Origin of the sequence: Limnospira platensis NIES-39 (genome assembly GCF_026000695.1) — a bacterium.
Lineage (GTDB): Bacteria > Cyanobacteriota > Cyanobacteriia > Cyanobacteriales > Microcoleaceae > Limnospira > Limnospira platensis.
This window is the reverse complement of sequence record NZ_AP026945.1, coordinates 3,562,568-3,587,184: the sequence shown is the minus strand read 5'-3', so window position 1 is coordinate 3,587,184 and position 24,617 is coordinate 3,562,568. Positions and strand designations below refer to the sequence as shown.

23 protein-coding genes, 2 pseudogenes and 1 riboswitch are annotated in these 24,617 nt (G+C 44.6%); of the genes and pseudogenes, 10 read left to right on the top strand and 15 right to left on the bottom strand.

Annotated elements, in window-relative coordinates:
• Nucleotides 1-195 precede the first annotated feature (195 nt).
• On the top strand, nt 196-522 hold the full coding sequence (locus N39L_RS17605) for a DUF5132 domain-containing protein (protein WP_006617264.1): 327 nt from the start codon (nt 196-198) through the stop codon (nt 520-522).
• Between the two features lie 73 nt (nt 523-595).
• Here the strand turns inward: N39L_RS17605 and N39L_RS17600 are convergent, their stop codons facing one another.
• The 7 genes from N39L_RS17600 to N39L_RS17570 all read right to left on the bottom strand — a co-directional run bounded on the left by N39L_RS17600 (nt 596) and on the right by N39L_RS17570 (nt 8,319).
• The gene (locus N39L_RS17600) at nt 596-925 is read right to left on the bottom strand and encodes a hypothetical protein (RefSeq protein ID WP_006617263.1); all 330 of its coding nucleotides are present in this window, start codon (nt 923-925) and stop codon (nt 596-598) included.
• Nucleotides 926-1,497: 572 nt separating this feature from the next.
• Nucleotides 1,498-3,687: a heavy metal translocating P-type ATPase gene (locus N39L_RS17595; RefSeq protein WP_014275883.1), complete on the bottom strand. Its 2,190-nt coding sequence runs from the start codon at nt 3,685-3,687 to the stop codon at nt 1,498-1,500.
• Nucleotides 3,684-4,295, bottom strand: coding sequence for an HMA2 domain-containing protein (locus N39L_RS17590; RefSeq protein WP_006618025.1), 612 nt, complete (start codon nt 4,293-4,295; stop codon nt 3,684-3,686). The genes N39L_RS17595 and N39L_RS17590 overlap by 4 nt, the downstream gene beginning before the upstream one ends.
• A 65-nt stretch (nt 4,296-4,360) precedes the next feature.
• The gene (locus N39L_RS17585) at nt 4,361-4,852 is read right to left on the bottom strand and encodes a ferritin-like domain-containing protein (RefSeq protein ID WP_006618024.1); all 492 of its coding nucleotides are present in this window, start codon (nt 4,850-4,852) and stop codon (nt 4,361-4,363) included.
• 29 nt (nt 4,853-4,881) lie between these two features.
• Nucleotides 4,882-5,100: a FeoC-like transcriptional regulator gene (locus N39L_RS17580; RefSeq protein WP_006618023.1), complete on the bottom strand. Its 219-nt coding sequence runs from the start codon at nt 5,098-5,100 to the stop codon at nt 4,882-4,884.
• 165 nt (nt 5,101-5,265) lie between these two features.
• The gene (feoB, locus tag N39L_RS17575; protein WP_006618022.1) at nt 5,266-7,623 is read right to left on the bottom strand and encodes a Fe(2+) transporter permease subunit FeoB; all 2,358 of its coding nucleotides are present in this window, start codon (nt 7,621-7,623) and stop codon (nt 5,266-5,268) included.
• 27 nt (nt 7,624-7,650) lie between these two features.
• Entirely contained in the window at nt 7,651-8,319 is a 669-nt protein-coding gene (locus tag N39L_RS17570; RefSeq protein WP_006618021.1) for a ferrous iron transport protein A, read from the bottom strand.
• A 213-nt stretch (nt 8,320-8,532) separates the two neighbouring features.
• On the opposite strand from N39L_RS17570, the gene N39L_RS17565 reads away from it, so the two are divergent.
• The 5 genes from N39L_RS17565 to dcm all read left to right on the top strand — a co-directional run bounded on the left by N39L_RS17565 (nt 8,533) and on the right by dcm (nt 13,175).
• Entirely contained in the window at nt 8,533-8,742 is a 210-nt protein-coding gene (locus N39L_RS17565) for a chlorophyll a/b-binding protein (RefSeq protein WP_006618020.1), read from the top strand.
• 49 nt (nt 8,743-8,791) lie between these two features.
• On the top strand, nt 8,792-9,034 hold the full coding sequence (locus tag N39L_RS17560) for a hypothetical protein (protein WP_006618019.1): 243 nt from the start codon (nt 8,792-8,794) through the stop codon (nt 9,032-9,034).
• A gap of 107 nt (nt 9,035-9,141) precedes the next feature.
• Nucleotides 9,142-9,287: riboswitch (cobalamin riboswitch) on the top strand.
• Nucleotides 9,288-9,430: 143 nt separating this feature from the next.
• Nucleotides 9,431-10,483 carry a cobalamin biosynthesis protein CobW gene (gene cobW, locus N39L_RS17555; RefSeq protein ID WP_014275881.1) on the top strand — a complete coding sequence of 351 codons (1,053 nt, stop codon included), beginning with the start codon at nt 9,431-9,433 and terminating at the stop codon, nt 10,481-10,483.
• A 369-nt stretch (nt 10,484-10,852) separates the two neighbouring features.
• Entirely contained in the window at nt 10,853-11,899 is a 1,047-nt protein-coding gene (locus N39L_RS17550; RefSeq protein WP_006618017.1) for a DpnII family type II restriction endonuclease, read from the top strand.
• Nucleotides 11,886-13,175, top strand: a complete 1,290-nt coding sequence (gene dcm, locus N39L_RS17545) for a DNA (cytosine-5-)-methyltransferase (RefSeq protein WP_014275880.1) — start codon at nt 11,886-11,888, stop codon at nt 13,173-13,175. The genes N39L_RS17550 and dcm overlap by 14 nt, the downstream gene beginning before the upstream one ends.
• A 156-nt stretch (nt 13,176-13,331) precedes the next feature.
• On the opposite strand, the gene N39L_RS17540 is transcribed toward dcm, so the two are convergent.
• Together N39L_RS17540 and N39L_RS17535 are read right to left on the bottom strand one after the other, a co-directional pair.
• Complete coding sequence (locus N39L_RS17540; protein ID WP_006618015.1) at nt 13,332-14,153, bottom strand: Uma2 family endonuclease; 822 nt, start codon at nt 14,151-14,153, stop codon at nt 13,332-13,334.
• 75 nt (nt 14,154-14,228) lie between these two features.
• On the bottom strand, nt 14,229-14,738 hold the full coding sequence (locus N39L_RS17535; RefSeq protein WP_006618014.1) for a tetratricopeptide repeat protein: 510 nt from the start codon (nt 14,736-14,738) through the stop codon (nt 14,229-14,231).
• A 209-nt stretch (nt 14,739-14,947) separates the two neighbouring features.
• On the opposite strand from N39L_RS17535, the gene N39L_RS17530 reads away from it, so the two are divergent.
• From N39L_RS17530 to N39L_RS17520, 3 genes are read left to right on the top strand one after another with little or no spacing between them, the layout of a single operon-like run.
• Entirely contained in the window at nt 14,948-18,607 is a 3,660-nt protein-coding gene (locus N39L_RS17530) for a HEAT repeat domain-containing protein (RefSeq protein ID WP_014275879.1), read from the top strand.
• A gap of 3 nt (nt 18,608-18,610) precedes the next feature.
• Nucleotides 18,611-19,042 carry a hypothetical protein gene (locus N39L_RS17525; protein WP_014275878.1) on the top strand — a complete coding sequence of 144 codons (432 nt, stop codon included), beginning with the start codon at nt 18,611-18,613 and terminating at the stop codon, nt 19,040-19,042.
• Nucleotides 19,039-20,463 carry a hypothetical protein gene (locus N39L_RS17520; RefSeq protein ID WP_006616455.1) on the top strand — a complete coding sequence of 475 codons (1,425 nt, stop codon included), beginning with the start codon at nt 19,039-19,041 and terminating at the stop codon, nt 20,461-20,463. Before N39L_RS17525 ends, N39L_RS17520 begins: the two co-directional genes overlap by 4 nt.
• Before the next feature lie 87 nt (nt 20,464-20,550).
• Here N39L_RS17520 and N39L_RS17515 read toward each other — a convergent pair whose 3' ends face one another.
• Nucleotides 20,551-21,003, bottom strand: a complete 453-nt coding sequence (locus tag N39L_RS17515; protein ID WP_014275877.1) for an SH3 domain-containing protein — start codon at nt 21,001-21,003, stop codon at nt 20,551-20,553.
• Between the two features lie 110 nt (nt 21,004-21,113).
• Here N39L_RS17515 and N39L_RS17510 point away from each other — a divergent pair.
• Nucleotides 21,114-22,022 (top strand): annotated as a pseudogene (locus tag N39L_RS17510) (amino acid--tRNA ligase-related protein); the annotation flags it as partial.
• Nucleotides 22,023-22,143: 121 nt separating this feature from the next.
• On the opposite strand, the gene N39L_RS17505 reads toward N39L_RS17510, so the two are convergent.
• The 5 genes and pseudogenes from N39L_RS17505 to N39L_RS17485 all read right to left on the bottom strand — a co-directional run bounded on the left by N39L_RS17505 (nt 22,144) and on the right by N39L_RS17485 (nt 24,579).
• The gene (locus N39L_RS17505) at nt 22,144-22,869 is read right to left on the bottom strand and encodes an RNA-guided endonuclease InsQ/TnpB family protein (RefSeq protein ID WP_231851939.1); all 726 of its coding nucleotides are present in this window, start codon (nt 22,867-22,869) and stop codon (nt 22,144-22,146) included.
• A gap of 36 nt (nt 22,870-22,905) precedes the next feature.
• The gene (locus tag N39L_RS17500; protein WP_014276758.1) at nt 22,906-23,121 is read right to left on the bottom strand and encodes a hypothetical protein; all 216 of its coding nucleotides are present in this window, start codon (nt 23,119-23,121) and stop codon (nt 22,906-22,908) included.
• Nucleotides 23,111-23,341 carry a helix-turn-helix domain-containing protein gene (locus tag N39L_RS17495; RefSeq protein WP_148261854.1) on the bottom strand — a complete coding sequence of 77 codons (231 nt, stop codon included), beginning with the start codon at nt 23,339-23,341 and terminating at the stop codon, nt 23,111-23,113. The genes N39L_RS17500 and N39L_RS17495 overlap by 11 nt, the downstream gene beginning before the upstream one ends.
• Nucleotides 23,232-23,787 (bottom strand): annotated as a pseudogene (locus tag N39L_RS17490) (IS607 family transposase); the annotation flags it as partial. The gene N39L_RS17495 and the pseudogene N39L_RS17490, both read right to left, overlap by 110 nt.
• 621 nt (nt 23,788-24,408) lie before the next feature.
• Nucleotides 24,409-24,579, bottom strand: a complete 171-nt coding sequence (locus tag N39L_RS17485; protein ID WP_167538952.1) for a hypothetical protein — start codon at nt 24,577-24,579, stop codon at nt 24,409-24,411.
• Nucleotides 24,580-24,617: the final 38 nt, after the last annotated feature.

Genomic DNA, 24,617 nt, shown 5'->3' with positions numbered 1-24,617 from the left:
CACACCTGGGCCAACAATTAGGGAATCATTAAACTTGATTATATTTCGCAAATATCAACAGTGGATAACATAGGCAAATGTCAATAATTGCTGGCAAAATTAGTCACAAAAAAAATTGGTGTTTTGGCAAATTTATTGTATAATTGAACTGGGGATATTAACCTTAAATATCCTCACCTGAAATAGGAGAAAGTTATGCAAGAAATGTATCAGGGGGCAACGGGACTGCGACAACGTATCGCCCAGCTATCAGCAAATCCTAATGCTCAAGCCATTGCCATTGGAGTGACAGCAGTAGCGCTGACTCCGGTGGTTTTGCCCCTGGTTAAGCCAGTTCTGAAGGCTACGATTAAATCGGGTGTGACTTTGTTTGAAAAAGCTAAAGTCGCTATGGCTGAAACTGGGGAAATGGTGGCAGACATAGCAGCAGAAGCCAAAGCGGAAGCCTTGACAGAAGCTCAAAAGAGAGCGAGTTTAAAGTCGGCTATTTCCACGCCGCAACTCTCCCCAAACCAGGAATAAGCTAAAGGAGGATGTAGGCTATAGTTTAGAGGTGGCTTGAATATTCTATCAGCCACCTGTTGATCTATGGTGATTAATTCATAACTGATAATTCGTGAGCATTCCCATGGTTGAAAGCCTCAGCAATCATAGGCTTATAGATGGAATCGGGTAACTCCCGTTCCTTAGCTTCTGCTATCCACTGGGAGAGTGGAATTTCTCGACGACGTGATGATGATAACCGGGGCTTACTAACTGTCTTGGTGTTTGTTTGAGAAATTTTAGTAATAGCTGGCAGGAGTTTCGGCCCTAAGACCAAGACCCCTAGGCCCACCCAAGTTAAGGGATGATTGCCATGTCCATCCTCGATCATCTCTTTGAAATGAAAGGTGAGTACCGATTTTTCCAAATGAATCAGAGACATAACCTGTTCGACTGAAATATAATAAGATCAACATTCTGCTATTTATCAGGTTAGCAGGATTTTGCACATAACTGATAACTATTTGCAACAATTTTTATCCGGCTAGGAACTAGCCCAACCCAGGGGACGGGTTTATTAGTGTATCGATTAATTAGCCGGTGGGGGGCGGGTTTATTAGTCTTCTGGTGACTAGATATAATTGACGGTGGAACCCGCCCCTACAATTATCGGGGGCGGGTTTATTAGTCTTCTGGTGACTAAATATAATTGACGGTGGAACCCAGAGGGCGGGTTTATTAGTCTTCTGGTGACTAAATATAATTGACGGTGGAACCCAGAGGGCGGGTTTATTAGTCTTCTGGTGACTAAATATAATTGACGGTGGAACCCGCCCCTACAATTATCGGTTGTCCGTTATCCTATCGATTAATTAGCCGGTGGGGGGCGGGTTTATTAGTCTTCTGGTGACTAGATATAATTGACGGTGGAACCCGCCCCTACAATTATCGGGGGCGGGTTTATTAGTCTTCTGGTGACTAAATATAATTGACGGTGGAGGCGCGCCCCTACAATTATCCGTTGTCCATTTGATGTTCAACCAGGGGCCGGAGACTGTTCATTCCGGCTGCGATCGCTGAACCATTGTGGATAGCAGTGGCCACTAAAGGATTGAGTCCGACGGTGGAAGCCAACCCCAAAGCTGCTAAATTCGGGGCTACGACGAGAGCGATATTTTGGTCAATTAAATTGCGAGTTTGACGGGCGATATCAATGGCTTCTAAAACGTCTAAGAGGTTATTATTCATCAACACTACATCAGCGGTTTCTCTCGCAATATCAGAACCATGTTCAAAGGAAATGGAAACATCCGCATAAGCTAAAGCTACGGAATCATTTAACCCATCTCCGACAAAAGCGACAGTCCGACCGGCGCGATGTAAATCACGAACAATACGAGCTTTTTCATCGGGGAAGGCTTCCGCATAAACCCGCGATTTAGGAATCCCTAATTGTTCAGCAACGAAGGCGGCGCGTTGGGGGTTATCTCCGGTGAGTAAATGTACCTGAATACCATAATTTTGTTGTAGGGCTTGTAGGAGGCGATCGCTTTCGGGTTTCAGGGGGTCAGTATATTCAATCACCCCTTGAAAATTGCCATCACAAGCTACATAAATTTGGGTCATTTGGGTAGTTGTCATCTGAGCAATCAGGGAATTATCACCCCAATTAACCCCCTGTTGTTCCAGAAAACGTTGACTTCCCACCAATACCTGATGGCTTTCAATTTCGGCTCGTACTCCCAAGCCCAAATCATAGAACCATTCTCCCCGTGGGGGAATAGTAATGTCAAGTTGAGCAGCATAATTAACGATCGCCTCTGCGACGGGGTGATTAAGCCTCATTTCCGCCGCCGCCGCCAGTTTTAGCAGTTCGGTTTCTGACATTCCTCCGGGAATAGTCCGCACCGCAGCGATCGCAATTTCACCCTCGGTCAGAGTTCCGGTTTTATCAAAAACCACGGTATCAACTTCGGCGAGTTGTTCCAAAGTCCGACCACTGCGAACCAAGATACCATGGCGGGTTGTATGATTTAATGCACCCCAAAAAGCCGTAGGGATTGACACTCTAATTCCGGTGACAAAATCGAGGGTAAGAATAGCGGCAGCCCTGGCGGAATCTCGGCTAGTCACTAATACAATACCCGCCAATAGTAGAGACGGCCAGATTAACCTATCTGCTACTTTTTCGGCATAGTTAGCCATGCGGGTATCATAGACGGGAGCCTTTTGTAATAATTCTATACTCAAAGCTGCCCTAGTTTGGGAACCGACGCGATCGGCTTGTAAATAAAGCTGTCCTGAACGCACCAAAGTAGAAGCTAAAACGGATTCTCCCACCCGTTTAACTAATGGCATTGCTTCCCCAGTTAAACCCTGTTCATCAATAACGGCTTCCCCTTTTAAAACAGTACCATCTACGGGGATTTGTTCCCCCGGATAAACCACGACCTTATCCCCCACCTGAAGGCGATCGCTTGGGATTTGTTTAGGGGGTAAATCATCCACCACCACCCATGCAAACCTACCAATAGCATCCATCAAACTCGCCGTGCGTACCTCCGTCGCCCGCGCCGTTTTTTCCCGAATTACATCCCCCAATTCATGCAGTAAAATCACCATAGCCGGGGTAACTAACTTACCCTGAGTCGCGCTTAAACTCAGGGCGAGAAAATCCAGACAATCAATATTCAACCGTCGCTGATTAATCAAGCTATTAAAAGCCCGTTTAGCCACAGGAAAAGCCGCTAGAATAAACGCTATTCTCGCCACGGATCGCAATCGTGTTAATTGCGGAAACCGACTTAAAACCGCCAACGCCGTCGCTATAATTGGCAGCCTCAGACTCGACTCCGTTTCCTCTAAATACCCTGATTCTTCCGGGGTTTCCGGCTCATTATTAACCCTAAAATTTGGCTTATCATAAAACTCTTGATTTGTCAAGTCTTTGACTGCATTAATCACCAAATTTGATAAGTCAACCGCCGCCAATTGATTAGGGACATACTGAACCACCATACAGGCGGCTACCCGGTTAATCCGCACAGAGGTAATACCGGAGTGTTTTTCTAAAAGCGGCTGAATTTCAGTAGCTAATTGGGGATGTTTAGCTAATAGGGGAAGCCGAAACCGAGTCCGTCCAGCCACCTGATGAATAACCTGGCATTCTTGATTAGATAATGATGGTGATATTGCAGTGGTCATGATGTTGCTTCAGAATCATCGGGGACGGAATTTTCATCTGGTTTAGCAGTAGTTTCAGCAATTTCTAGGATACTAACTAAATACATACCTAATTCCAATTCTGAAACCCCAGCCGGGTCATATTGAATAATCAAAGATGCAGCCGTCCGGTTAATGCGTACCGATTTAACTCGCTGTTCATCAGACAAAAGTTTTTCTAACCGTTTCGCATAGAGAACATCAGTCATTAAACGGGGAATACGCAGCCGAAGCCGTCCGGGTATAGAATGGACAATGGTATAATCTTCGGTTTGAGTTGTGGTAGCTGTCGGACTATTATCTTGATGGTTGTTAGGACTTTCAGCTTGAGTCGAATTAGTAGCCGGAGAGTTAGCCTTAGCCTCCTGTTTTAATTGTCTAACTAATTGACGAATAATTGCTGCCATTAACAGGTTAACCATCAAGGCTTGCGCGCCCCGTAGCTGCAGGCGACTGGTAACTAATAAACCCGCCAACACAGGTAAAATCGTCACCACTTCCTCATAGTCTTCTAACCACCGACCTATTTGGGGAAGAATATCGGGATTTTCTACGGTTTTAACTTCTGTAGATAATGCTGAATCAGTCATCGTCAATTTACCTTATTTTTAGGAGAGTATACCATGGAAATTTACCAACCATATAACTAGGATAACTATTGACAACCTCTGCGGTGTCGATGTCGGTGTCCACCATCACAGTTTTTGTGGTTAGATATGGCTATAGTTTGACTACCTCTGCTGACACAACGTTTAAAGGCGGGTAAATGGTTTTCTTGGGATGCACGTTGCAAATTTAAGAACACATTTTGTACATCCCAGTAGTTTGATGTTGCCTTCAATAACCTTTGATACATTTCCCCATTTTCAATTTCGGCTTTAACTCCTTGTTCGCAGGCTTCTTGTACTGAGTCGGGGGGAATTATACGAGTTTCCCAGTCATCCTCTGGTATGGGAATATTATACCTGATAAACAGTGGCATTAATGCCTGTATATGCCGTTTTTCAGCTTCGATAATATTCACAAAAGGTTTAATCGGTCCGAATTTTTGGATAATTAACCGATAGGTTGCACAGGCTTTATATTCATCCTGTATGGCTTCACATAAAGCCTGTTTAAGGTCATCAAATTCTGGATTATTTGACATCTTGATTAACTCCTGATTCACTCATTAAATTAGGGAGATATCCATTCGTAAAACTCGATCGCTTCTGGGGGGCAACTATGACAGCCTCCGCAGGCTTTACCTTCCACCTTACAAACCCGCCCTTTTCTAATTAATTTTCCCAGCATTAATCGCAGGGTTTCCGCATCAATTTTCATTTGATGTTCTAATTCTGCTAAAGAAACGCGACCATGATTTCTGAGATGATTTTGCAGTTGTTGAAGTAGCATAATTTACCACCGTATAAAGCTGCGATCGCTAGTCTCTATTTTATCATGAATATACCTGTTAACACGGAGAAACAGAATTTTCACAAATCTTTGAGACTAGCTACCACAAAAAAGGCTAATAGCAACAGGTGAGATAACCTGCTTTTTTGGCAAGTGCAACCCCGACTACAAACGGGGAGAATGGCGACGGTTACTAACAGCTTTGAGACTGACTAAAGTAGCACCCATGACAATACAAAGTCCCATCAATAAACCCAAAGCCTCTCCGGTATTTTGTGATAAATTCATGGCCTGATAGTAGAAACTAGCAACCCAGTAGGCTAGTCCAGTAGTCCAAAGCGCCACAAACACCGTCCAACCCAGATTAGTTTCCCGGTAAACAGCGGCAATTGCAGACACACAGGGGAAATAAAGCAACACAAATAACAGGAAAGCAAAAGCGGCGCTAGAACTACCAAACCGTTGATACATTTGACCAAAGGTGCTATAACTAACCTGCTGTGCTGTCGCGGCTTCTTCCTGATTATCAGTGCTTTCCATAATACTTAAACCAACCGGATCAAGTATTTGATTACCTAAATCAGCTAAGTTAGCGGGAATACTAGCAAAGGCTTCGGCCATACCTCCCCAAAAACTAAATTCTTCTTCTGCTTCTTCCTCGGAGTCGGCAGCGGATGCTTGATCAGCCCCTAATTGCTTATAAAGGGCATCCATACTACCAACCATGACCTCTTTGGCAAATACTCCGGTAAATAAGCCGACAGTAGCCGGCCAATTATCTTGAGTGATTCCCATGGGGCTAAAAACTGGGGTAATTGTGCGACTAACGGCACTCAAAAGAGAATCCTGGCTATCCTGTTTCCCAAAAGAACCATCGGTTCCGACAGAGTTTAATAAACCCAGAATTAACACGACAATCACAATCATTTTCCCGGCGCGGGTGATAAAGGCTTTTAACCTTTCCCAAGCGCGGATTAATACACCTTTGGGGGTGGGAATATGATAGGGGGGTAATTCCATGACAAAGGGGGCAGATTGACCGCGTAAGAGGGTATGCTTCATGACTAACCCGGTGAACACGGCGGCTAAAATGCCGATGATGTAAAGTAAGAAAACGATATTTTGTCCGTTTCTGGGGAAAAATGCTGCTACAAATAGGGCATAAACTGGTAGGCGCGCCCCACAGGACATAAAGGGATTCATTAAGACGGTCATTAGGCGATCGCGAGGATTTTCTAAGGTCCTGGTTGCCATAATACCGGGAATATTGCAGCCAAAACCGACCATCATGGGCACAAAAGATTTACCCGGAAGCCCCATAAACCGCATAAACCGATCCATAACAAAGGCGGCGCGGGCGAGATAGCCAGAGTCTTCTAAGATGGCTAGACAGATAAACATTAAGCCAATTTGGGGGATAAATGTAGCGGTGGTTTGGATACCGCCGCCAACTCCTTCGGCGAGAGTACCGATTAACCAACCGGGGGCGTTAATTTGCTCAAGGCCATGGGCCATGCCATCTACAAATACGGTACCAAAGGCGATCTCAAAAAAGTCGATAAATGCGCCGCCAAAGTTAATGGAAATCAGGAACATCAGGTACATGACTACCAAAAAAATGGGTATACCCCAGGCGCGACTGAGGATGACCTGATCAATGCGATCGGAAACGTGCTGTTGTACTACATCCGATCGCTGTGTGATACCCTGTAACATCTGATGAATCCAGCTATAGCGAGCATCAGCAATCAATAGGTCGATATCTTCTCCCAGGGTTTGGTGTATGCGGTGGCGGTGGGTGGCAATTTGCTTAACGACATCTTGATTAACCAAACTTTGGCGATCGTCATATTGCAATAAACTGAGACTTTGCCAACGATGGTCTGGGGGTAAGTAGTTATATTGTTGGGCTACCGATTCGGTAATTTCACTTAGGGCGGCTTCGATAACGGCTGGATAGGCGACTTTGGCTTGGGGGCGGTCTGCCAAATGTATGGCATCTCGGACAATTTCCCGCAGTTGTTCTACCCCTCGCCCGGAACTAGCACTCATGGGAATTACGGGACAGCCTAAGCGATCGCCTAATTGTTGGGCATCAATGGTAATTTGCCGCTGCTTGGCTATATCTATCATATTCAGGGCGATCGCGATCGGTAAACCCATTTCCAGTAGTTGGGTGGTTAGATACAGATTTCGCTCTAGGTTGGACGCATCTACGATATTGATAATTAGGGTGGCTTCACCCGATAGTAAATAGTCTCGCGCTACCTGTTCATCTAATCCTGTGCTGGCATCTTCCACGTCCAGAGAGTAAACCCCTGGTAGGTCAATGACTTTGATGGTCTGGTTTTGATAACGATAGCTTCCCTCTTTCCGTTCTACGGTAACTCCGGGCCAGTTACCTACCCGCTGATTACTACCAGTTAAAGCGTTAAATAGGGTCGTTTTCCCACAGTTAGGGTTCCCCACCAAAGCAATACAGGACACCGCCGCCTTGTTATCGGTTTGGCGGTTCACTTCCATAGACTGACTCACAATTTTGTTCCTCGTTTAGGATGGGTCGATTAATGCCACCTGGAGGGCATCTGCTTCGTCTTTGCGTAAACTCAGGTTAAATCCCCTGACCTCAATTTGGGTCGGGTCTCCTAAAGGGGCGTGGCGTTTGACTGTAAATTCGACCCCTGGAGTTAATCCCATGGCTAATAATTTCCGTTTGTAGCTACCCGCACCAGAGTCATAACCAACCACCCGCAACCGAGAACCGATCGCCGCATGGCGCAACTGCACAACATTAGTTTTATTCATTGATGAGAGTTTCCTTTTGGACTGGGTGAGGTTTTCTGTGGCGACCTGAATATTCTCAGCCATATCTGCCCCCAGTCCTAAGCGATGGTCGCCTAGGGCGATAATCACTGATCCACTGGTTGTGGAACTAATGACATTTAATTCTACACCGGGCATTAACCCCATTCCCATTAGACGGGTATTGCCTCCGGCACAGTTGAGAGCAACTATATATAAGCGATCGCCTACCTTCGCCTCCGACAAAGCAAAGGCTCCCGGAGTTGATGGTTTGCCCACTACAACCAATGATTCTGGTGATTCACTTATGGTGCGATCGTGACCAGTGTTGTCTTTGAGGTAAGTAAATCCTGACCAGCTTGATCCACCATCAAAGCAGTTCACGGATACATCGGCACAGTAGTTATCATTGTCCATAATCTATTGGCTCTTGTTGAGCTAATTGAGAATTAATTTTAATTAATACCATATAACTAGGTTAAAAATCCCATTGTTAATAAATTTTTAACAAACCCCCTTGTTTAGAAAAATCAAAAATTATACCACAAAAATTAATTTTGTCAACTACTTGCAATATTTGTTTGTAGTGTGTTACATTTGTTTACAAGAAGTCAAAGAGGCAAAAATATTATGGTTCGTGGACAAATTATGGAAGAAGGTGGACGCGCAAACGTTTATGCGATCGAACCCCAAGTATATGTAGAGGAAGCGCAACAATTCGGTTTCAACAAACACGCAGAGAAACTCAACGGACGACTAGCTATGATCGGGTTTGTATCCGCCCTAGCCTTAGAAGTATTAACCGGACATGGTTTAATCGGCTGGTTAACTAGCCTGTAAAACCCAGATTTTCTCAGCCTATAATTTCAGTAGCATTTCGGAGAATTGTATGAAAACAGATTTTAACTTTCCTAACCAATACATGATGGGACCCGTAATCTTTCGACCGGACTTTAACAGTCCCTCAGAAGTGATTACCGCTAACCAAGCCTGGTCTTTATTCTTCACAGGTGGTCAGGAAGATAAAGCCCTTGGCTATAATGCAGAATACGGAAGATTTTTTACAAATTTACTGATGGCGATCGCCGTTAGCGGCGCTATTGGGGCTTTGATTTTCACTAACTTAGCCTAAGTCATCAAATTTACCTATCTCTCCCTAGTCACTAATAACAAACCGTCCCTGTTTAGAAATAAGCAGGGACTTTTTTTAGTTTTTCCCCGAATTAGCCCAACCTGTGATAAGATATTCTCGATATCGGTTCTAAGGGAAATCAGCCCTTAGAGGAAACGGGGAAAGTCCGGTGTAAGTCCGGCGCTGTCCCGCAACTGTGATGGGACTCTGTTGGTCTCTCAGTCAGAATGCCCGCCGATAAGTAACCTATTGTTGATTCATCTGCGAGGTATGGATGATGGTTGATTTAGTATTTTCACAATCTAAATATCATAGCGATCGCCCATCTAAACCCTAAGAAAATCTCAACATTATATAGATAGCCAATCGCTATAATTTCGGAGGAGTCAAAAAACCGTGCATAAAATTCCTGTAACCATCATCACCGGATTTTTAGGGGCTGGAAAAACCACCCTAATCCGCCATTTACTACAAAATAACCAAGGTCGTCGTATCGCGGTATTAGTCAATGAATTTGGCGAAGTAGGTATTGATGGCGAAATCCTCAAATCTTGCCAAGTGTGTGACGAAGAAGAAACGGAAACTAATATCATCGAATTAGCCAATGGTTGTCTGTGTTGCACCGTCCAGGAAGAGTTTTTGCCCACTATGCAAGAACTACTTAAACGCCAGGATACGATTGATTCGATATTAATAGAAACCTCTGGTTTAGCTTTACCCAAGCCACTGGTGCAAGCGTTCCGATGGCCGGAAATTCGCACTAAAGCCACTGTGGATGGTGTGATTACGGTAGTTGATAGTGAAGCCTTAGCTAATGGTCAACTGGTGGGAGATTTAGAGGCTTTAGAACAGCAGCGCCAAGCGGATGAAACCTTGGAACATGAAACACCAATTGAGGAGTTATTTGAGGATCAGTTAGCCTGTGCTGATTTGGTACTTTTGACGAAAGGCGATCGCATTGATGAAGAGTCTCAGCAGCGGGTTCACCAATGGCTAAAACAGGAGTTAACCCCAGGAGTGCAGATGGTTTCCTGTCAGCAAGGTAAAATTTCGGCTGACATATTATTAGGCTTTAATGCAGCCGTAGAAGACCATCTGGACAGTCGCCCAAGTCACCATGACCAGGAAGAGGAACACGAACACGATGATGATATCAATGCTGTGCATTTAGTCTTAGATCCGGTTGGGGACTCGGCTAGTTTAGTCAATCAATTAAAGGCGATCGCCCAGCAGTTTGAAATCTACCGGATTAAAGGTTTTGTAGCCGTCGCCAATAAACCAATGCGGATGGTAGTTCAAGGAGTCGGAAACCGATTTGAGGCCTTCTTCGATCGCCCCTGGAAAACCGACGAACCTCGCCAAACTCAACTGGTGTTTATTGGTCGTAGTCTTAATCAACAACAAATAGCCGCTTCTTTGGAATCAGAAACCATGGCGTTAAACGGGTAGAATTTGAGAGATTTTAGCGATACTTTCTAACATCTCCCCAACCAACCCGGTTTTTTTTCCAGAAGCCGGGTTTCTAATTCCCCACGATACCTTAAAAAAAGAAACCGGGTCAAAAAAGGGTTGACAACGAGTCTGCCAGCGCTATATGTTAAGGTTTACAGTTTGCAGCGCCGCCAAAACAGCCCCAATATAATCATACTTTACCCCACTTTCCGTCTCGTCTCCATCCCACCTTATCTTAATAGCATATTGCGTCCCCTGGGTATTCCCCAATTTAGTTTAGCCTCTAAGACCTGGTAGATTTACCTTGGGATGCCCAAATTTAGTCAAGGCTTCACAAATCCTGATAGGAAAACTGTTTAATCATCTATGGTTCAAAAACGAACAATTGAGGAATTGCATCAGTCAGCATCTTTATTCTGGCCAGAGTTTTTGGTTCAACAACAACTCAAACAGAGTATTATCCCGGTGTTGATTGAAACCCAACAGCAGTTTCTCTCAATTCTTGCCTTGGAATTAGAAAATCCCCTAGATATCTTTACCGCTTTAGAAATATCAAAGCTCTCCGCTAATTTATTTCTCAAACACCTTCTAATTTTAGCAGATTTTGGAGGGGAAAAACTACAACGTTTAAATCAAGAGTTTCATTTATTGTTCCCCGATGGACAATTAGAGTATGTTTGGAACAATACTCAATTTTGTTATCGTTTTCAGGCGTTACCCATATCAGGAATATTATCAAACCAAAAACTTAACATTTCCAGCCAGAAATCGCTGTTTAAAAAACACGCTTTGTCTGAAGTATATAAAGATATTATTGTTGTTATCCTGTTTGCTGGAGATTCAACAAATACTAAAATTTCTGGCATTTTTAAGACTTGGGGATGTCAAATTGGAGAATTAATGGGTAAGTACGATGAACTTTCCGAGTTTATAAGCCAGCGTTATATTTATCTAAGCCGTATTACTGCAGGAGCTAAAAGTAATGATTTGGGTCAGCTTTTGCAACGTCATATATATAAATATTTAGCCAAAAAGTTAAATCACAAGGATATTGATATCAACCTCAATTCTACCATTCCTGGAGTCAGCCATAAGCAAATCGGAAAAAGAGAAACCAACTTTGATATCGTCCTGAATAAAGGTGAAAAATATATAGCAATTGAAATTAGCTTTCAGGAAACCACAAATAGCACAATTGAGCGGAAAGCGGGTCAAGCAAAATCAAGATTTGAGCAGATTGATGGCTTGGGTAACAAGATTATTTATATCATTGATGGAGTCGGTAACTTCCAACGCCAATCTGCTCTGAATACTATTGATGAGTATAGCCACTTGCTTTTGGTATTTTCTGAGTCAGAACTGAATTACTTAAACCACTTTATTCTCGACTTTATAGAAAATGAAAACTGTTAAATTTATAGATTTATTCGCCGGAATTGGGGGATTGCGACTCGGCTTTGAACAGGCGGTTGACTCCTTCGGTTGCATCCCTGATTGTCTCCTCAGTAGTGAAATTGATAGGGATGCTAGACAGGTTTATCAAGCCAACTTTTCCGAAACTCCCCAAGGGGATATTAAGACCATTTCCTCCCTTCCCCCTCATCATATTTTGCTGGCTGGATTTCCTTGTCAAAGTTTCTCATACGCGGGAAAAAAAGCCGGATTTGGAGATACGCGGGGAACCTTGTTTTTTGAGATTTTACGCCTCATAGATAGCCAACAACCCCAGGCTTTTATTTTTGAGAATGTTCGCGGTTTAGTCACCCATGACCAAGGAAAAACTATTAACACAATTCGCCAAAAAATGCAAGAGCGGGGTTATAGTTTTGACCTATTTTTACTGAATAGCTCCAATTATGGTGTCCCCCAAAATCGTGTCCGAGCCTATATGATGGGTGTTCTGAATCAAACCCCTCACTTTAACCTTTTGTCCGATTTGGGGGCTAAGGATTCTCACTCTTATCAGTCCGGTCAACTGTCTTTATTTTCGGCGTATCAAACTCCCTGTAAAGTCAGAGATATTTTAGAGGATAATCCCCCCCAACATTATGATTGTTCTGCGGAATTTACCACCGCATTACGAACTTTTCTGAAGGGGGACTTAGAGAAATTACATGGGGTGAGACTGATTGACTATCGGGGAGGAAACTCGATTCACTCTTGGGAGTTAGGGTTACGGGGAGACTGTACCCCCCAGGAAATTGACCTGATGAATCGCTTGATTACTAAACGCCGCCATAAGGTTTTTGGTCAACATCAAGATGGGAAGTTACTCACCCAGGCTCAAATTGCCAGTTTTTATCCCCATCCAAATTTACAGCAATTATTAGGGTCTTTGGTTGACAAAAACTATCTGCAAATTATTGATGATAAATATAAGCCAGTGGCGGGTAATTTTTCCTTTGAAGTCTATAAGTTTCTCGACCCCGATAAAATATCGGTGACTTTGGTGGCTAGTGATGCGAACCGATTGGGGGTATATCATCGGGGAAGAGTCCGTCGAATTACTCCCCGTGAGGCGGCGCGTTTACAGGGGTTCCCAGATTCTTTCCAACTTCACCCCAATCAGAATAAGGCTTATCGTCAGTTGGGAAATTCGGTGACCATTCCGGTGGTTAAAGCGATCGCTCAAGAGTTGTTACTAAACTTAATACCAACAGCTAAGACTTCATTTCTTGGGAAACCATAAATTTCCCAGTAGCAACTAATGGGGATGGTCGTGATTATTGAGGTGATTTTCATCCTCTAAATTGATGCACTTTTGGCAACCTTATCGGCTTGGGAATTATCGCCACAGTCTTGAATAGCGATCGCGCCTATCTGCGATCGCCGTTCATTTTAATCTCTAACGCAGTCTTTCCACATCTTCCACCGACAACGACAAAGCCTGAGCTACTTGCTCTATACTTAAACCCATTGACAGCAGTTTAGGAATGGCTTCTCGTTGGGTTTGTTCGGCGCGATCGGCCCGTTGGCGTTCGAGTTTAGCTAATTCACTACCAGTGAGCAATAAATTACCCTGGTTATCCCACCAACGTAACCATTGCTGAGTCTGATTTTGATAGCTACCTGACCACACCCCCAACTCGACTCCCATAGTGGCGATCGCATAATGATGGCGATCGTTCGGTTCCAACCGATGATAGCGACCATCCACCCAGTGATAAACCTCTAACTCATGGGTTTTAATTACATAAATTGCATAATAAGGAATGCGAATAATCTGCTCATAAACCCAAAATTTTCCGGGTTTTTGATTGCCGCCTTCTGGCAAACGAGAGAGGGGGGTCTTGTCTCGTTCTTCAGAACCATCGCCGCTGGCTAATTCAATGGCAACAAAAGGAGCCGTATACTCCCGCCATAATACATAAGAACGGCGATATTGACCATCTAATTGCGGTGGAACATTGGGAACATAGAACCAATCTGGGGCTTCGGCACCCCGTTCAGGCGGGTCAGTTTCCCGCCAATAAATGCCACTATCTTGCCCGATCGCATATTGTCCGTCGGGGTGGAGAGTTTGCAATGTGCTTTCCAGAGAATCGGTCAATAAAATACTCTGGGGATGTTCTTGAAAGTTTTTCACAAACGTGCCGTCGGATTCAGGTAATTGAGTGTGATCGGGAAAAGCGGGCGGTACTATTGTCGGGTCTAGGCTTTGAGTCATGTCTATCCGCTAGTAAAAGGGCAGATATTTTATTTAATTATAGCTATTGAAGTGAAGGGTAGCTAATTTCTCTTGTTATTCTGGCTCCCATTCTGACTGGCATATTTCCCCAGCCATTTGATTTTCCTCTCTTAAACTGAGTGCGATCGATGCTTCAGCTTCCAGGGGCTTAATTTCTGACTCCGAATACTTACCCTTTGGTAGTGCGATCGGATTGGGAATAGTTGCTAAAGTCAGGGCGCGAGTAGTCTGGCAAATGGCATGATAGGGATCTATTTCCAGCACCTTATCAAAACAAATTAGCGCCTCTTCATACCGATGTAAATTACACAGCGTCGCCCCTTCATTGTACCATAAATCTGCCACATCCGGATTAATTTTTATCGCTTGTTCATAACACCGGATTGCCGCTTCATAGTCTTCTAATTGCTCCAAAATGATGCCTTTGTACACCCAAGCGGGAATAAAATGAGGGTTACAGTCAATCGCTTTTTCAAAACAATCCAAAGCCTGAGCATAGTTCTCCTGCTCTTGCCATACCATCCCTTCCTCAAACCACATTTCGCAGTCGGGGGCTTTTGTCATGGTTCCTTAACTCCTGCCAAGTCTTTTGTCTGCGGTTCTACCAACACATCCCCAGGGGGAAGTCCTGCCTAAAGTCGTTGTCCAGGGTATAATCAGCATACCGCAAGTTAAGAGCGATATTGCCAGAGGAGTCCCCTAACCCGACTGCTGGAGACTTCTCCCTATTTTCCAGTCCCCTTGGTGTCTACCCTAAACTCGTTTGAAGCCAAATGAAAGATAAGAGGATTGATGAGTTAATTAATATTCTGAAAACTACTACTGATGAGGATACCCGCAGACGAGCGGCACAAGGCTTAGGTCAAATCGGCACAGGTAACGAAACGGCAATTTTGGCGTTAGTCAAGTTTCTCGAAACTACTACTCATTTTTACATTCTTAATCCAGCGGCAGAAAGCTTAGGTAAAATCGGCAAAGGTAACGAAACAGCAATTTCGGCGTTAGTCAAGCTTCTGGAAACCTCTACTGATGTGGGTCCCCGCATAGGAGCAGCACAAGGCTTAGGTAAAATTGGCCAAGGTAACGAAACTGCGATTTCGGCGTTAGTCAAGCTTCTGGAAACCTCTACTGATGAGTTTACCCGCATACTAGCGGCAGAAAGCTTAGGTAAAATCGGCAAAGATAACGAAACGGCAATTTCGGCTTTAGTCAAGCTTCTGGAAACCTCTACTGATGAGGATACCCGCAAACGAGCAGCACAAGGCTTAGGTGAAATCGGCAAAGGTAACGAAACGGCAATTTTGGCATTAGTCAAGTTTCTCGAAACTACTACTCATTTTTACATTCTTAATCCAGCGGCAGAAAGCTTAGGTAAAATTGGCCAAGGTAACGAAACTGCGATTTCGGCGTTAGTCAAGCTTCTGGAAACCTCTACTGATGTGGGTCCCCGCATAGGAGCAGCACAAGGCTTAGTTCAAATCGGCAAAGATAACGAAACGGCAATTTCGGCTTTAGTCAAGCTTCTGGAAACCTCTACCAATGAGTTTACCCGCAAACGAGCGGCAGAAAGCTTAGGTAAAATCGGCAAAGGTAACGAAACGGCAATTTCGGCGTTAGTTAATCTTCTGAAAACCCCTACCGATAAGTCTACCCGCAGTCAAGCGGTAAAAAGCTTAGGTCAAATCGGCAAAGATAACAAAACGGCAATTTCGGCGTTAGTCAACCTTCTAGAAATTACTACCGATGAGGATATCCGAATACTAGCAGCACAAAGCTTAGGTCAAATTGGCAAAGATAACGAAACCGCAATTTCGGCTTTAGTCAATCTTCTGGAAACCTCTACCGATGAGTCTACCCGCAGACAAGCAGCGGAAAGCTTAGGTCAAATCGGCAAAGATAACGAAACGGCAATTTCGGCTTTAGTCAAGCTTCTAGAAACTACTACCGATGAGTTTACCCGCATACAAGCGGCAAAAAGCTTAAATCAAATCGGCAAAGATAACGAAACTGCCATTTCGGCTTTAGTCAATCTCCTGGAAACTACTACCGATGAGTCTACGCGAATACTAGCAGCAGAAAGCTTAGGTCAAATCGCCAAAGATAACGAAACTGCCATTTCGGCTTTAGTCAATCTCCTGGAAACTACTACCGATGAGTCTACGCGAATACTAGCAGCAGAAAGCTTAGGTCAAATCGGCAAAGATAACGAAACTGCCATTTCGGCTTTAGTCAATCTCCTGGAAACTACTACCGATAAGTCTACCCGCATACAAGCGGCAAAAAGCTTAGGTCAAATCGGCAAAGATAACGAAACCGCAATGTCGGCGTTAGTCAATCTCCTGGAAACCTCTACTGATTGGTACACCCGCAGACGAGTGGCAGAAAGCTTAGGTCAAATCGGCACAGGTAACGAAAGGGCAATTTCGGCTTTAGTCAAGCTTTTGGAAACTAATAAAGATAAAAAAAATCGCAGCCAAGATTTAAAAACTTTGGGTCAAATTGCCACAGGTAATGAGATGGCTATTAAAAAACTAATAGAATGGCTAGATAACAGTTCTTCCCTACGTTCAATTGCTGAAACCCTAGAAAAAATAGCTTGTCCCGGAAACTCTACCACGATTGAAGGATTGAGAGAACTGCTGCATAAAAGTTCCTCGGCTTATACCCGTCAGCAAGTCAAAAACCTCCTGCAAAAACTCGACCCTCGGCAGTCAGAAGAACGGGAACAGGATGAAGATAATCTGCTGCTGTTTCTCACCACGACTCGACTCAAAGAAACAGCCGATCGCTATTTTTCCGTCAACTCCTATCAAAAGAAAAAGTTTTGCTATCAACGGATTCTAGCTTGCCTAGACCGAATGCAGCAGGGACGGGATATTCTGACTCGCCGCTCTTTACTGCAATCCTATTTACAACTGTATCAACAAATTGTCTCTTTTTCTATTCATTTTAAAGATAACAAACGCGCCTTTATTTACACCGAACTCTTCAGAAACCGTTATCTCGTAGAACGCATCGCCCAACAAGATGCATCCTTCCCTGCTACTATCTCCAAGCAACTCGCCCAAAACATCAACACCGCCAAACAAAGAGAACGCCAAACCTTACAAGCCTATACGGACAACATGAATCAGCATCTCCCCGAAGTGGAATTAGAAACCCTCAGTCTCGACTGGGAAAATGCTAAAGAAACCTTGGAAAACCTTTACCGCCAAGTTGCGGAAACCGAACCGGAATTTATCGCAAAAACCAAAGTTTACCCCATTTCTTTCGAGGAAGTTAAAAAATTACTGCCCTCAGACACAGCAATTATTGAGTTTTTCTTCACCGAAAACGAACTCATCACTCTGCTGATTCTCCCCGGACAGGAATCCCCCTTAATTCCTGAAAAACTGCGAGTCAATCTCAAACCCCAGAATCCTTTTGAAAGGTTGGCGCGAGACTGGGTGGCAGATTTAGCGGACAAAAGCAAATCTAAAAATGACGCAATCCAGACGACTCGGGAAGAGTTACCCAGGCGCATTGACCATCTGGGAGAGTTGCTCAATTTCAGTGAATTAGAGAAATACCTCCCGCGCCAGATTCAGCAGTTAATCATCGTTCCCAATAACAGTTTACATCTATTTCCCATTCATGCGGTCCCTTTGAATCCAACTCAGCGCCTGATTGACCGTTTTTCAGTTCGCTATTTCCCCAACCTGCAAATTTGGAAAATCTGTCAAAACCGCCAAAGGTCTCGCGATTCGTTTCTGGGTATTGAAAACCCCACGGACGACAAAGATTTAATCTTTGCTAAGGCGGAAATGGCTAGTATTTGCCAGGGTCGCAACTTTACCAAACCGGAAGTTTTCACCGGCAGCGAGGCCAGAAAATCCAAGATTTTGGAATCGGCCAAAAATTACCATTGCTTCCACTTTTCCGGTCATGCTGAGTACAATTTTAAGAATCCCCTAGATTCCTATCTGATGCTATCGGAAGACCACAAAGAAAACCTCACCCTGAGTACCCTATTTGCCGACTTGCACCTCCCCGACGCTGACTTAGTGACCCTTTCCGCCTGCTGTACCGGAGTGGTGGATGCCTTTCAACCCACGGATGAGTGTTTGGGGATTGCTACCGGGTTCCTCCTCGCGGGTGCGAAAGCGGTTGTCAGCAGTCTGTGGAAAGTCAATTCCATCGCCACTGCCTTTCTCCTGGATGAGTTCTACCGTCAGCTAGAACAGACCCCAGATAAAGCCGTGGGGCTGCAAAATGCTCAAAACTGGTTGCGAACTCGCACGGCAGATGAGTTGAGAAACCGCGCAAATAACTGGGATTTGAGTAAACTAGAACCTAAAGAGCAGTTTCGCTTGGAAAGGGCGCTGAAGCGTTTACAGGGGATTTCCTTTGAGAATCCTTACTTTTGGGCGGCGTTTATTGTGACTGGAGTTTAAACCATGAGTAACAGCGATATCCAGATGAGTGAGAGCGATTTTTTTATCTGTGTGGCATTTCACGAAATGCTGGGGCTTTCCGGTACAGAAGAACAGCAAAAACTAGATCGCGAAACTGCTATTTCTATTGCCGATTATTTAACCAAACTCCCACCGGAAGATAAACTTAACCCCGCCGCGATGGCAAATCATATCACCGCATTCTGCCAGCAACCGGGGAATGAACAGCTAAAGGAATGGTTTGGAGAAATTTACGATCGCCTGGATGAAGATGGTATCGATAAACTGGTGAAAAAAACGGGCGACCCTGGTAAGAAAGCGTATGGCCTCCCTATTACAGGCAGAGATATTGAGAATGAAGGTCGAGATGCTTGCCAAGACATCCAAAAGTGGGCAACTGAAATTAAACCCAATAAAGATAGCCATCAAAAATGACAACCAGCCAGCCTCCTAAACTTCTCTGCCCAACCCTCCACCTCTATCATTATGTGTTGCGAAATGGTCTGAATGATTCTGATGAACAACTAAAGGAACGCCGTGATAATTTTACTGAAAATTTGCATAAAATCACTTCTCATTTAACTAGCAAAACCCATAAATATGCGGACGGGTTCGTCCGCTTAATTCCCCCGGAAGAAGATGTGTCACTCTGGGGGAATTTGCTGGATTTAAAGTGGCAGGAAATTCCCGAGGAATGCAAAGAAGAAAATGAAAATTTCTTATTTTTAGAAACCGGGATTATTACCAGTCGCTTGGCATTATATCGCCTAAATGATACCTATTTACTGCGCTTCACTAGCTATATCCCCTCCGAAGAAGGTCTTCAAGACTTAAAAACTTTTGGCAATCTCAGCGAACATCTTTCTACGCTCAATATTGAACTCGGACAAACCACTATTCTGGCAGCAACTATATCAGAAAAAGACTATCAAGGCTGGGGAAGTCGTGAGATTGCTGCTCAATGTTTAAGGCTATACTATCCCGAAACAATCTCGGAGGATGATTTAATAAAATGTAATTTTCTAGGAAGTCCTTTCTATCTTTATCCCAAATCGGTGAAAGTTAAGACGATTAATAACTTGTCTCTTGAATCCACTCATCTCATGGGAGTGATTCTCTACCAAGATGTTGAAACTGAGGAAAAAGCAGATGAATTTTATAATATCCTACAAAACATGATACTTAGCTATCATAAAATCAACTTTTTCTACAGCCAAAGTCGGGCCTTGAAAAATCTAATCAGTCAACAATATAAAGACATTGAAAAGCAAACTGAGGACTATTCAAAGACGAAGTGGAATAAAGAATCGCTCAAGCAGCTACCTTACCAGTCTTTAGAGTTTTATAAGAAACTCTCTTTCCTTGCCGACCAAGAGAAAACTCTGCGAGTGAATTTATATAATTATCGAAAACGTCTGCAACAAATCGAAGAACATACGGGCGAGAAATTAGGGGGATTTTTGGGGGATTTTATCGATGAGGCGGAGCATTATTTAAAGCAGATTGAAACCACTATTGGATTTGTGAGTCCGGGTCTGCAATTGTATGATAAACTGATGTTGAGTGTGCAAACTCAAGTGAGTATTGATGATGAAAGAATCCAAAAACAACAGAGTGACCAGCAACAAAAGTTAGGTCAGTTGCTCACCGGGTCTTGTGCTGCGATCGCAGTCGGACAAATCCTGACTCCGGCTATCACCCTCAGCCTTTCCCAGTATATCGACAAAGATCCCAACCAGCCACCGTCGGTGAGTAGCCTATGGTGGGGGGGACTAGCGACGATTGTTTTAAGTATCTTATCCGGCTGGTTGGTGAGTCGGTTAGTTTACCGATGGTTCACCAATAAACAGATCTAGAGATGCTCTAATTTACCATTAGCGGTGGGATGGGCAACCACAGACCCAGAAACAACCCAGAGAAGAGGGGGAGAGGGGATGTGATGTTTAATCTGATATCTGGGTAAGTAAATCGCCGCGAACCCATCCTTGGCGATCGCTTTCGGGAAGGACAACCTTATACCAAATATAACCGTCCTCAGAACTATCAATGCGATCGACCACCTCCACCACCGTCCCCTCCGATAACCTAGCAATACTTCCAGTGTTGAGAGTAGCCAGTCGGCGAACATTTACCCGATTACTCCTAATTCTAGCCTTGGCTCGCGGGTAAAAATCAGCACCCCGAAACTCACCATCAGGAAAATTGCGCCTCACCTGTGGCGGCGGTTCCCCCTCAAAGCCAGGATTCCCCACTATCGGCTCAAACAGATCATCCCCATTAGCCTTCAAATCCTTTTCAGCATCAGGCCTGAACGCCAAACCAATAGCGATCGCACCTAATGCCAGTATAATAGCACCCAGGACAACGAGCCTAACTTTGGGTTTAACCTTCCTCATGGGATAAACAAGTGTTAACCACAGTAACTGATAAATATCCGGTTCTTCTGATCTTCACCATCGCTATGATATGAGATCCTAGGACTCTAATCTATAATGTAACTTCCGAAATGCCTGAGAATCCAACCCGCAACGAATTAGAAGTTCGTGCCCAAAAAGTCCAAGAATTGCGTAGTCAGGGTATTGAACCCTATCCTAGCGTAGCTTTTGAGCGATCGCACCTCGCCCAAGAAATTCACGATCACTTTTCCCAACCACAACACCAACTCGCCAACGGAGAAGCCGACCCCCAAGCACTTCCCCTGCGAGTCTGTGGTCGCATCACCTTCAAACGTGATAGCGGTAGCATTGGCTTTATTGGCTTAACCGACGCATCAGCAACCATTCAACTCAAAATCGAGAAAAAACTCGTCACAGGCGACCCAGGTTTAACATTCAACCAAATTAAAAAACTTCTCGATATTGGCGACTTTATCGGAGTTGGGGGTATTGGCTGCCGCACCAACCGGGGGGAACTTTCCATTCAAGTATCCCGCCTTGACGTGATCTCCAAAGCTACCATACCCTTCCCCGACTCCTACTATGGCATCAATGACCCCGAACTCTGTCGCCGCCACCGGGAAATAGACCTAGTTAGTAATTCCACATCCCTACAGCGATTTAAACTCCGTAGCCGCATTATCCGCAGCATTCGCACCTATCTATGGAATGCCGGATTTGATGAAATTGAAACCCCCGTCCTCCAGAGTATTTATGGCGGCGTGGCGACGCGACCCTTTATCACCCATCACAATGCCCTAGATATTGATTTATACTTGCGTATTGCTACCGAATTGTTCTTAAAACGTGCCGTTTGTGGCGGTATGGAAAAAGTTTTCGAGATTGGTCGTGTCTTTCGTAACGAGGGAATTGATAGCACCCATAACCCAGAATTTACCTCCATTGAAGTCTATCAAGCCTATGCTGACTATTTCCAAATTATGGCCTTAGTTGAAGACTTAATCTGTGCCGTGGCTACAACGGGCGCAGTTACCCCGTTTCAAATCAAAGCATGGTCGGCAGGCTTTGAGTTATCCTGCCAACGTTAAGTTTGAAGGAGACTATCTCAAAGTACCGGGGAAAATTGGATTGCTAATACATTTACGCGACATTTATCCGGCTATTGCCTGACAATGCGACGATAGCACTATTACCCGTTAAGGTAACAGAGGCGGTATCCCGCAAAGCTTTTAGAAAGATTCCAAAAGCACCGTTCCAGTCCCTGGGTAGAGTGAACCCACACTCAGGACATCGGAACACTTTTGAGCCACCTAGCTGGGAATGCATATTACCACAGTGAGTACAGGTTTTGCTGGTGTATTCTTCCGTCACATCTACAACTGTGGTTCCAGTTATTTCCCCTTGATGTCTCAGGGTTAGTTTGAATCGATAATGCGCCCATGTCAGCATGGCTCGGGCAGTCTTGGATTTGATTTTCCGCTTGGCTTTGGCAACCATGTTGGAAGTCTCGAAGGTCGGCAGAAAAATTATGCTGTAGTCATTAGTCAAGTAATGAGCAATTTGCTTGTGGGCCTCATCCACTAAATTCCGGATTTTAGTTCTCATTCGTTGAGCCGCTTGCCTCATCCGGCATCGCCGTGAACGATTAAGTTCCTTGGCGATTCGGCTCATCAAATCATCCAAATGTTGACATAACCTAGTAATGCGTCCTATATCTCCGGAGCCCAATTCCAGAAACCGAGAGCCATCAAACCCAGTTATGAAAGTTCGGACACCCCGGTCTAATGCAATCACGCCATTCGCTTCAGTTGGGGTAACGGCAACTGGTTCAGGGAAAATCGCCAACCATCGACCTTTGGTAAACACCAACTGAGTCCCTTGCCCGCAAGTTTTAGGGATAGCTTAGGAAACCATGAAAGTTAATCCTTTCGTGAGTCTTGGATACCAACTCCCTGAAGAGAAATTAGTATTATTGAACTTAATCCCTTGAGAGCTGTCACGACAACTTCTAAACCTTGCATCAGGACTGGCGGTCAAAGCCTGATCGGCATCAAAGATGGCATTTTGCCGAATATGGCCGGGTGTTTCTTTGACCCATTCGGGTAAGTCACTCTGCATCACTTCCGCAGCGTAACTTTAACTTGCTTAGTCGTTTAGCACTCCGGGATAATGCAATTGCTTGGTTGTAGCAATACCGACAAGCAGCCAGCCATTTGCGCCAGACTTGATTTAGCTCTAGGCTGGGGTAAATCCGGATCTTCTTTGACCTGAGTTTTATATTGACTCCGTCCGTATAATCGGGAACTGAAGCAGTGGAGGATGGCGAGGATGTCCTCAACCATTTCTGGTTCTCGACTGAGACTTGTCTCGTTGAGAACCATGAGTGAGCACCTGTTTTGCTCACAGAGCCATCGAAACAAGTCCCATCCAAATCTGGCCAATCGGTCTGGGTGGGCAACGACAACCATGCGGACATCTCCTGACAAGACTTGTCCCAGTCAGGCCAGCATTTTCTTTCCCTTGAAGTTGAGCCCGCCTCCGATTTCGGAGACGACTTCTGCTTCGGGGTAGAGGTTGGACAGTGCGGCCACCTGTCGGTTGAGGTCGGACTGCTGGGCGCGGCTACTAACTCTGGCATAGATAACGACTTTGCGTTTGTCACTGCGTGATGGCATCAGAATATGACTCAACGTTGTATCGTCGTTGCCCAGCGGGGGTTCTGATGGTCTCGATTGAGCCATTTTCGTCCCATCTGCGGAGTGTTCTTTCATGGACTCCAAGGATTTAGGCCGCTTCCTTGGGTTTGACATATCTGGCAATAGGTTTATCCTCAACGTTATGGTCGAAAGGGAAGTCACCTTCCCCAACTCCAATTCCAAACCGTACTTGAGACTTTCACCTCATACGGCTCCTGATGTAGATACCCCTTTTGACATCGGGAACAGGGCAACAACTCCCTGCTTTGTGACTTCAACTTTTGGAGCTAAATACAACATCGTAGTCTTTAAACTCGCTCTCGTCATAAACACTCTTATTTGTCGCAGTCTCTATATCCACACCGTGACTAGTGGGCATATCCTAACCATTACAGTTAGGCATTAGCTTTCAGTCACATCCTTTCCCCTTAAAGGCATACGCTTACACTTTTCACTACTGTGCAGTTACATCCTGCTGAGAACCTATGAGGGGTTTAAACGTTCCGTTTATACGGGCATTCCATCTTTAGACTTGTCCTGTCCACCGGGGTAATTTTAAAGGTCTGTGTAGGTAGTGGATGAAAACTCCTACTTTTCCCCTTGCTCTTTTGAGCGCAGCGTATCAACCTATTTCGCTACTTAATAATTACGATGGTTCAAGCCGGAACATTCAGATTTCCTTAGTCATGGATGGTTGGCAGTGGTCGGATTATTGGGAATAGGTTTCCCTCACGCCTTCCGTTCCCCGCTTCAATCTGACGGGTTGTGATTCCTCAAACTGGGGGTGGCTATCGCCGTTACTCTCAACGCCCTGATTTCTCAGTTGGTTTATGACCTTGAGTCCCCTGCCTTGCTTAGATTTCTCCAAGCGTCGGGACATATAAACAGTTATGGGATGGTCAGGGGTGCGAATCCCTT

What these genes read in the sequence shown, in the direction of transcription:
- N39L_RS17605 (WP_006617264.1), top strand. Translation starts at nt 196, where the DNA reads ATGCAAGAAATGTATCAGGGGGCAACGGGACTGCGACAACGTATCGCC.
- N39L_RS17600 (WP_006617263.1), bottom strand. Translation starts at nt 925, where the DNA reads ATGTCTCTGATTCATTTGGAAAAATCGGTACTCACCTTTCATTTCAAA.
- N39L_RS17595 (WP_014275883.1), bottom strand. Translation starts at nt 3,687, where the DNA reads ATGACCACTGCAATATCACCATCATTATCTAATCAAGAATGCCAGGTT.
- N39L_RS17590 (WP_006618025.1), bottom strand. Translation starts at nt 4,295, where the DNA reads ATGACTGATTCAGCATTATCTACAGAAGTTAAAACCGTAGAAAATCCC.
- N39L_RS17585 (WP_006618024.1), bottom strand. Translation starts at nt 4,852, where the DNA reads ATGTCAAATAATCCAGAATTTGATGACCTTAAACAGGCTTTATGTGAA.
- N39L_RS17580 (WP_006618023.1), bottom strand. Translation starts at nt 5,100, where the DNA reads ATGCTACTTCAACAACTGCAAAATCATCTCAGAAATCATGGTCGCGTT.
- feoB (WP_006618022.1), bottom strand. Translation starts at nt 7,623, where the DNA reads ATGGAAGTGAACCGCCAAACCGATAACAAGGCGGCGGTGTCCTGTATT.
- N39L_RS17570 (WP_006618021.1), bottom strand. Translation starts at nt 8,319, where the DNA reads ATGGACAATGATAACTACTGTGCCGATGTATCCGTGAACTGCTTTGAT.
- N39L_RS17565 (WP_006618020.1), top strand. Translation starts at nt 8,533, where the DNA reads ATGGTTCGTGGACAAATTATGGAAGAAGGTGGACGCGCAAACGTTTAT.
- N39L_RS17560 (WP_006618019.1), top strand. Translation starts at nt 8,792, where the DNA reads ATGAAAACAGATTTTAACTTTCCTAACCAATACATGATGGGACCCGTA.
- N39L_RS17550 (WP_006618017.1), top strand. Translation starts at nt 10,853, where the DNA reads ATGGTTCAAAAACGAACAATTGAGGAATTGCATCAGTCAGCATCTTTA.
- dcm (WP_014275880.1), top strand. Translation starts at nt 11,886, where the DNA reads ATGAAAACTGTTAAATTTATAGATTTATTCGCCGGAATTGGGGGATTG.
- N39L_RS17540 (WP_006618015.1), bottom strand. Translation starts at nt 14,153, where the DNA reads ATGACTCAAAGCCTAGACCCGACAATAGTACCGCCCGCTTTTCCCGAT.
- N39L_RS17535 (WP_006618014.1), bottom strand. Translation starts at nt 14,738, where the DNA reads ATGACAAAAGCCCCCGACTGCGAAATGTGGTTTGAGGAAGGGATGGTA.
- N39L_RS17530 (WP_014275879.1), top strand. Translation starts at nt 14,948, where the DNA reads ATGAAAGATAAGAGGATTGATGAGTTAATTAATATTCTGAAAACTACT.
- N39L_RS17525 (WP_014275878.1), top strand. Translation starts at nt 18,611, where the DNA reads ATGAGTAACAGCGATATCCAGATGAGTGAGAGCGATTTTTTTATCTGT.
- N39L_RS17520 (WP_006616455.1), top strand. Translation starts at nt 19,039, where the DNA reads ATGACAACCAGCCAGCCTCCTAAACTTCTCTGCCCAACCCTCCACCTC.
- N39L_RS17515 (WP_014275877.1), bottom strand. Translation starts at nt 21,003, where the DNA reads ATGAGGAAGGTTAAACCCAAAGTTAGGCTCGTTGTCCTGGGTGCTATT.
- N39L_RS17500 (WP_014276758.1), bottom strand. Translation starts at nt 23,121, where the DNA reads ATGCAGAGTGACTTACCCGAATGGGTCAAAGAAACACCCGGCCATATT.
- N39L_RS17485 (WP_167538952.1), bottom strand. Translation starts at nt 24,579, where the DNA reads ATGTCCCGACGCTTGGAGAAATCTAAGCAAGGCAGGGGACTCAAGGTC.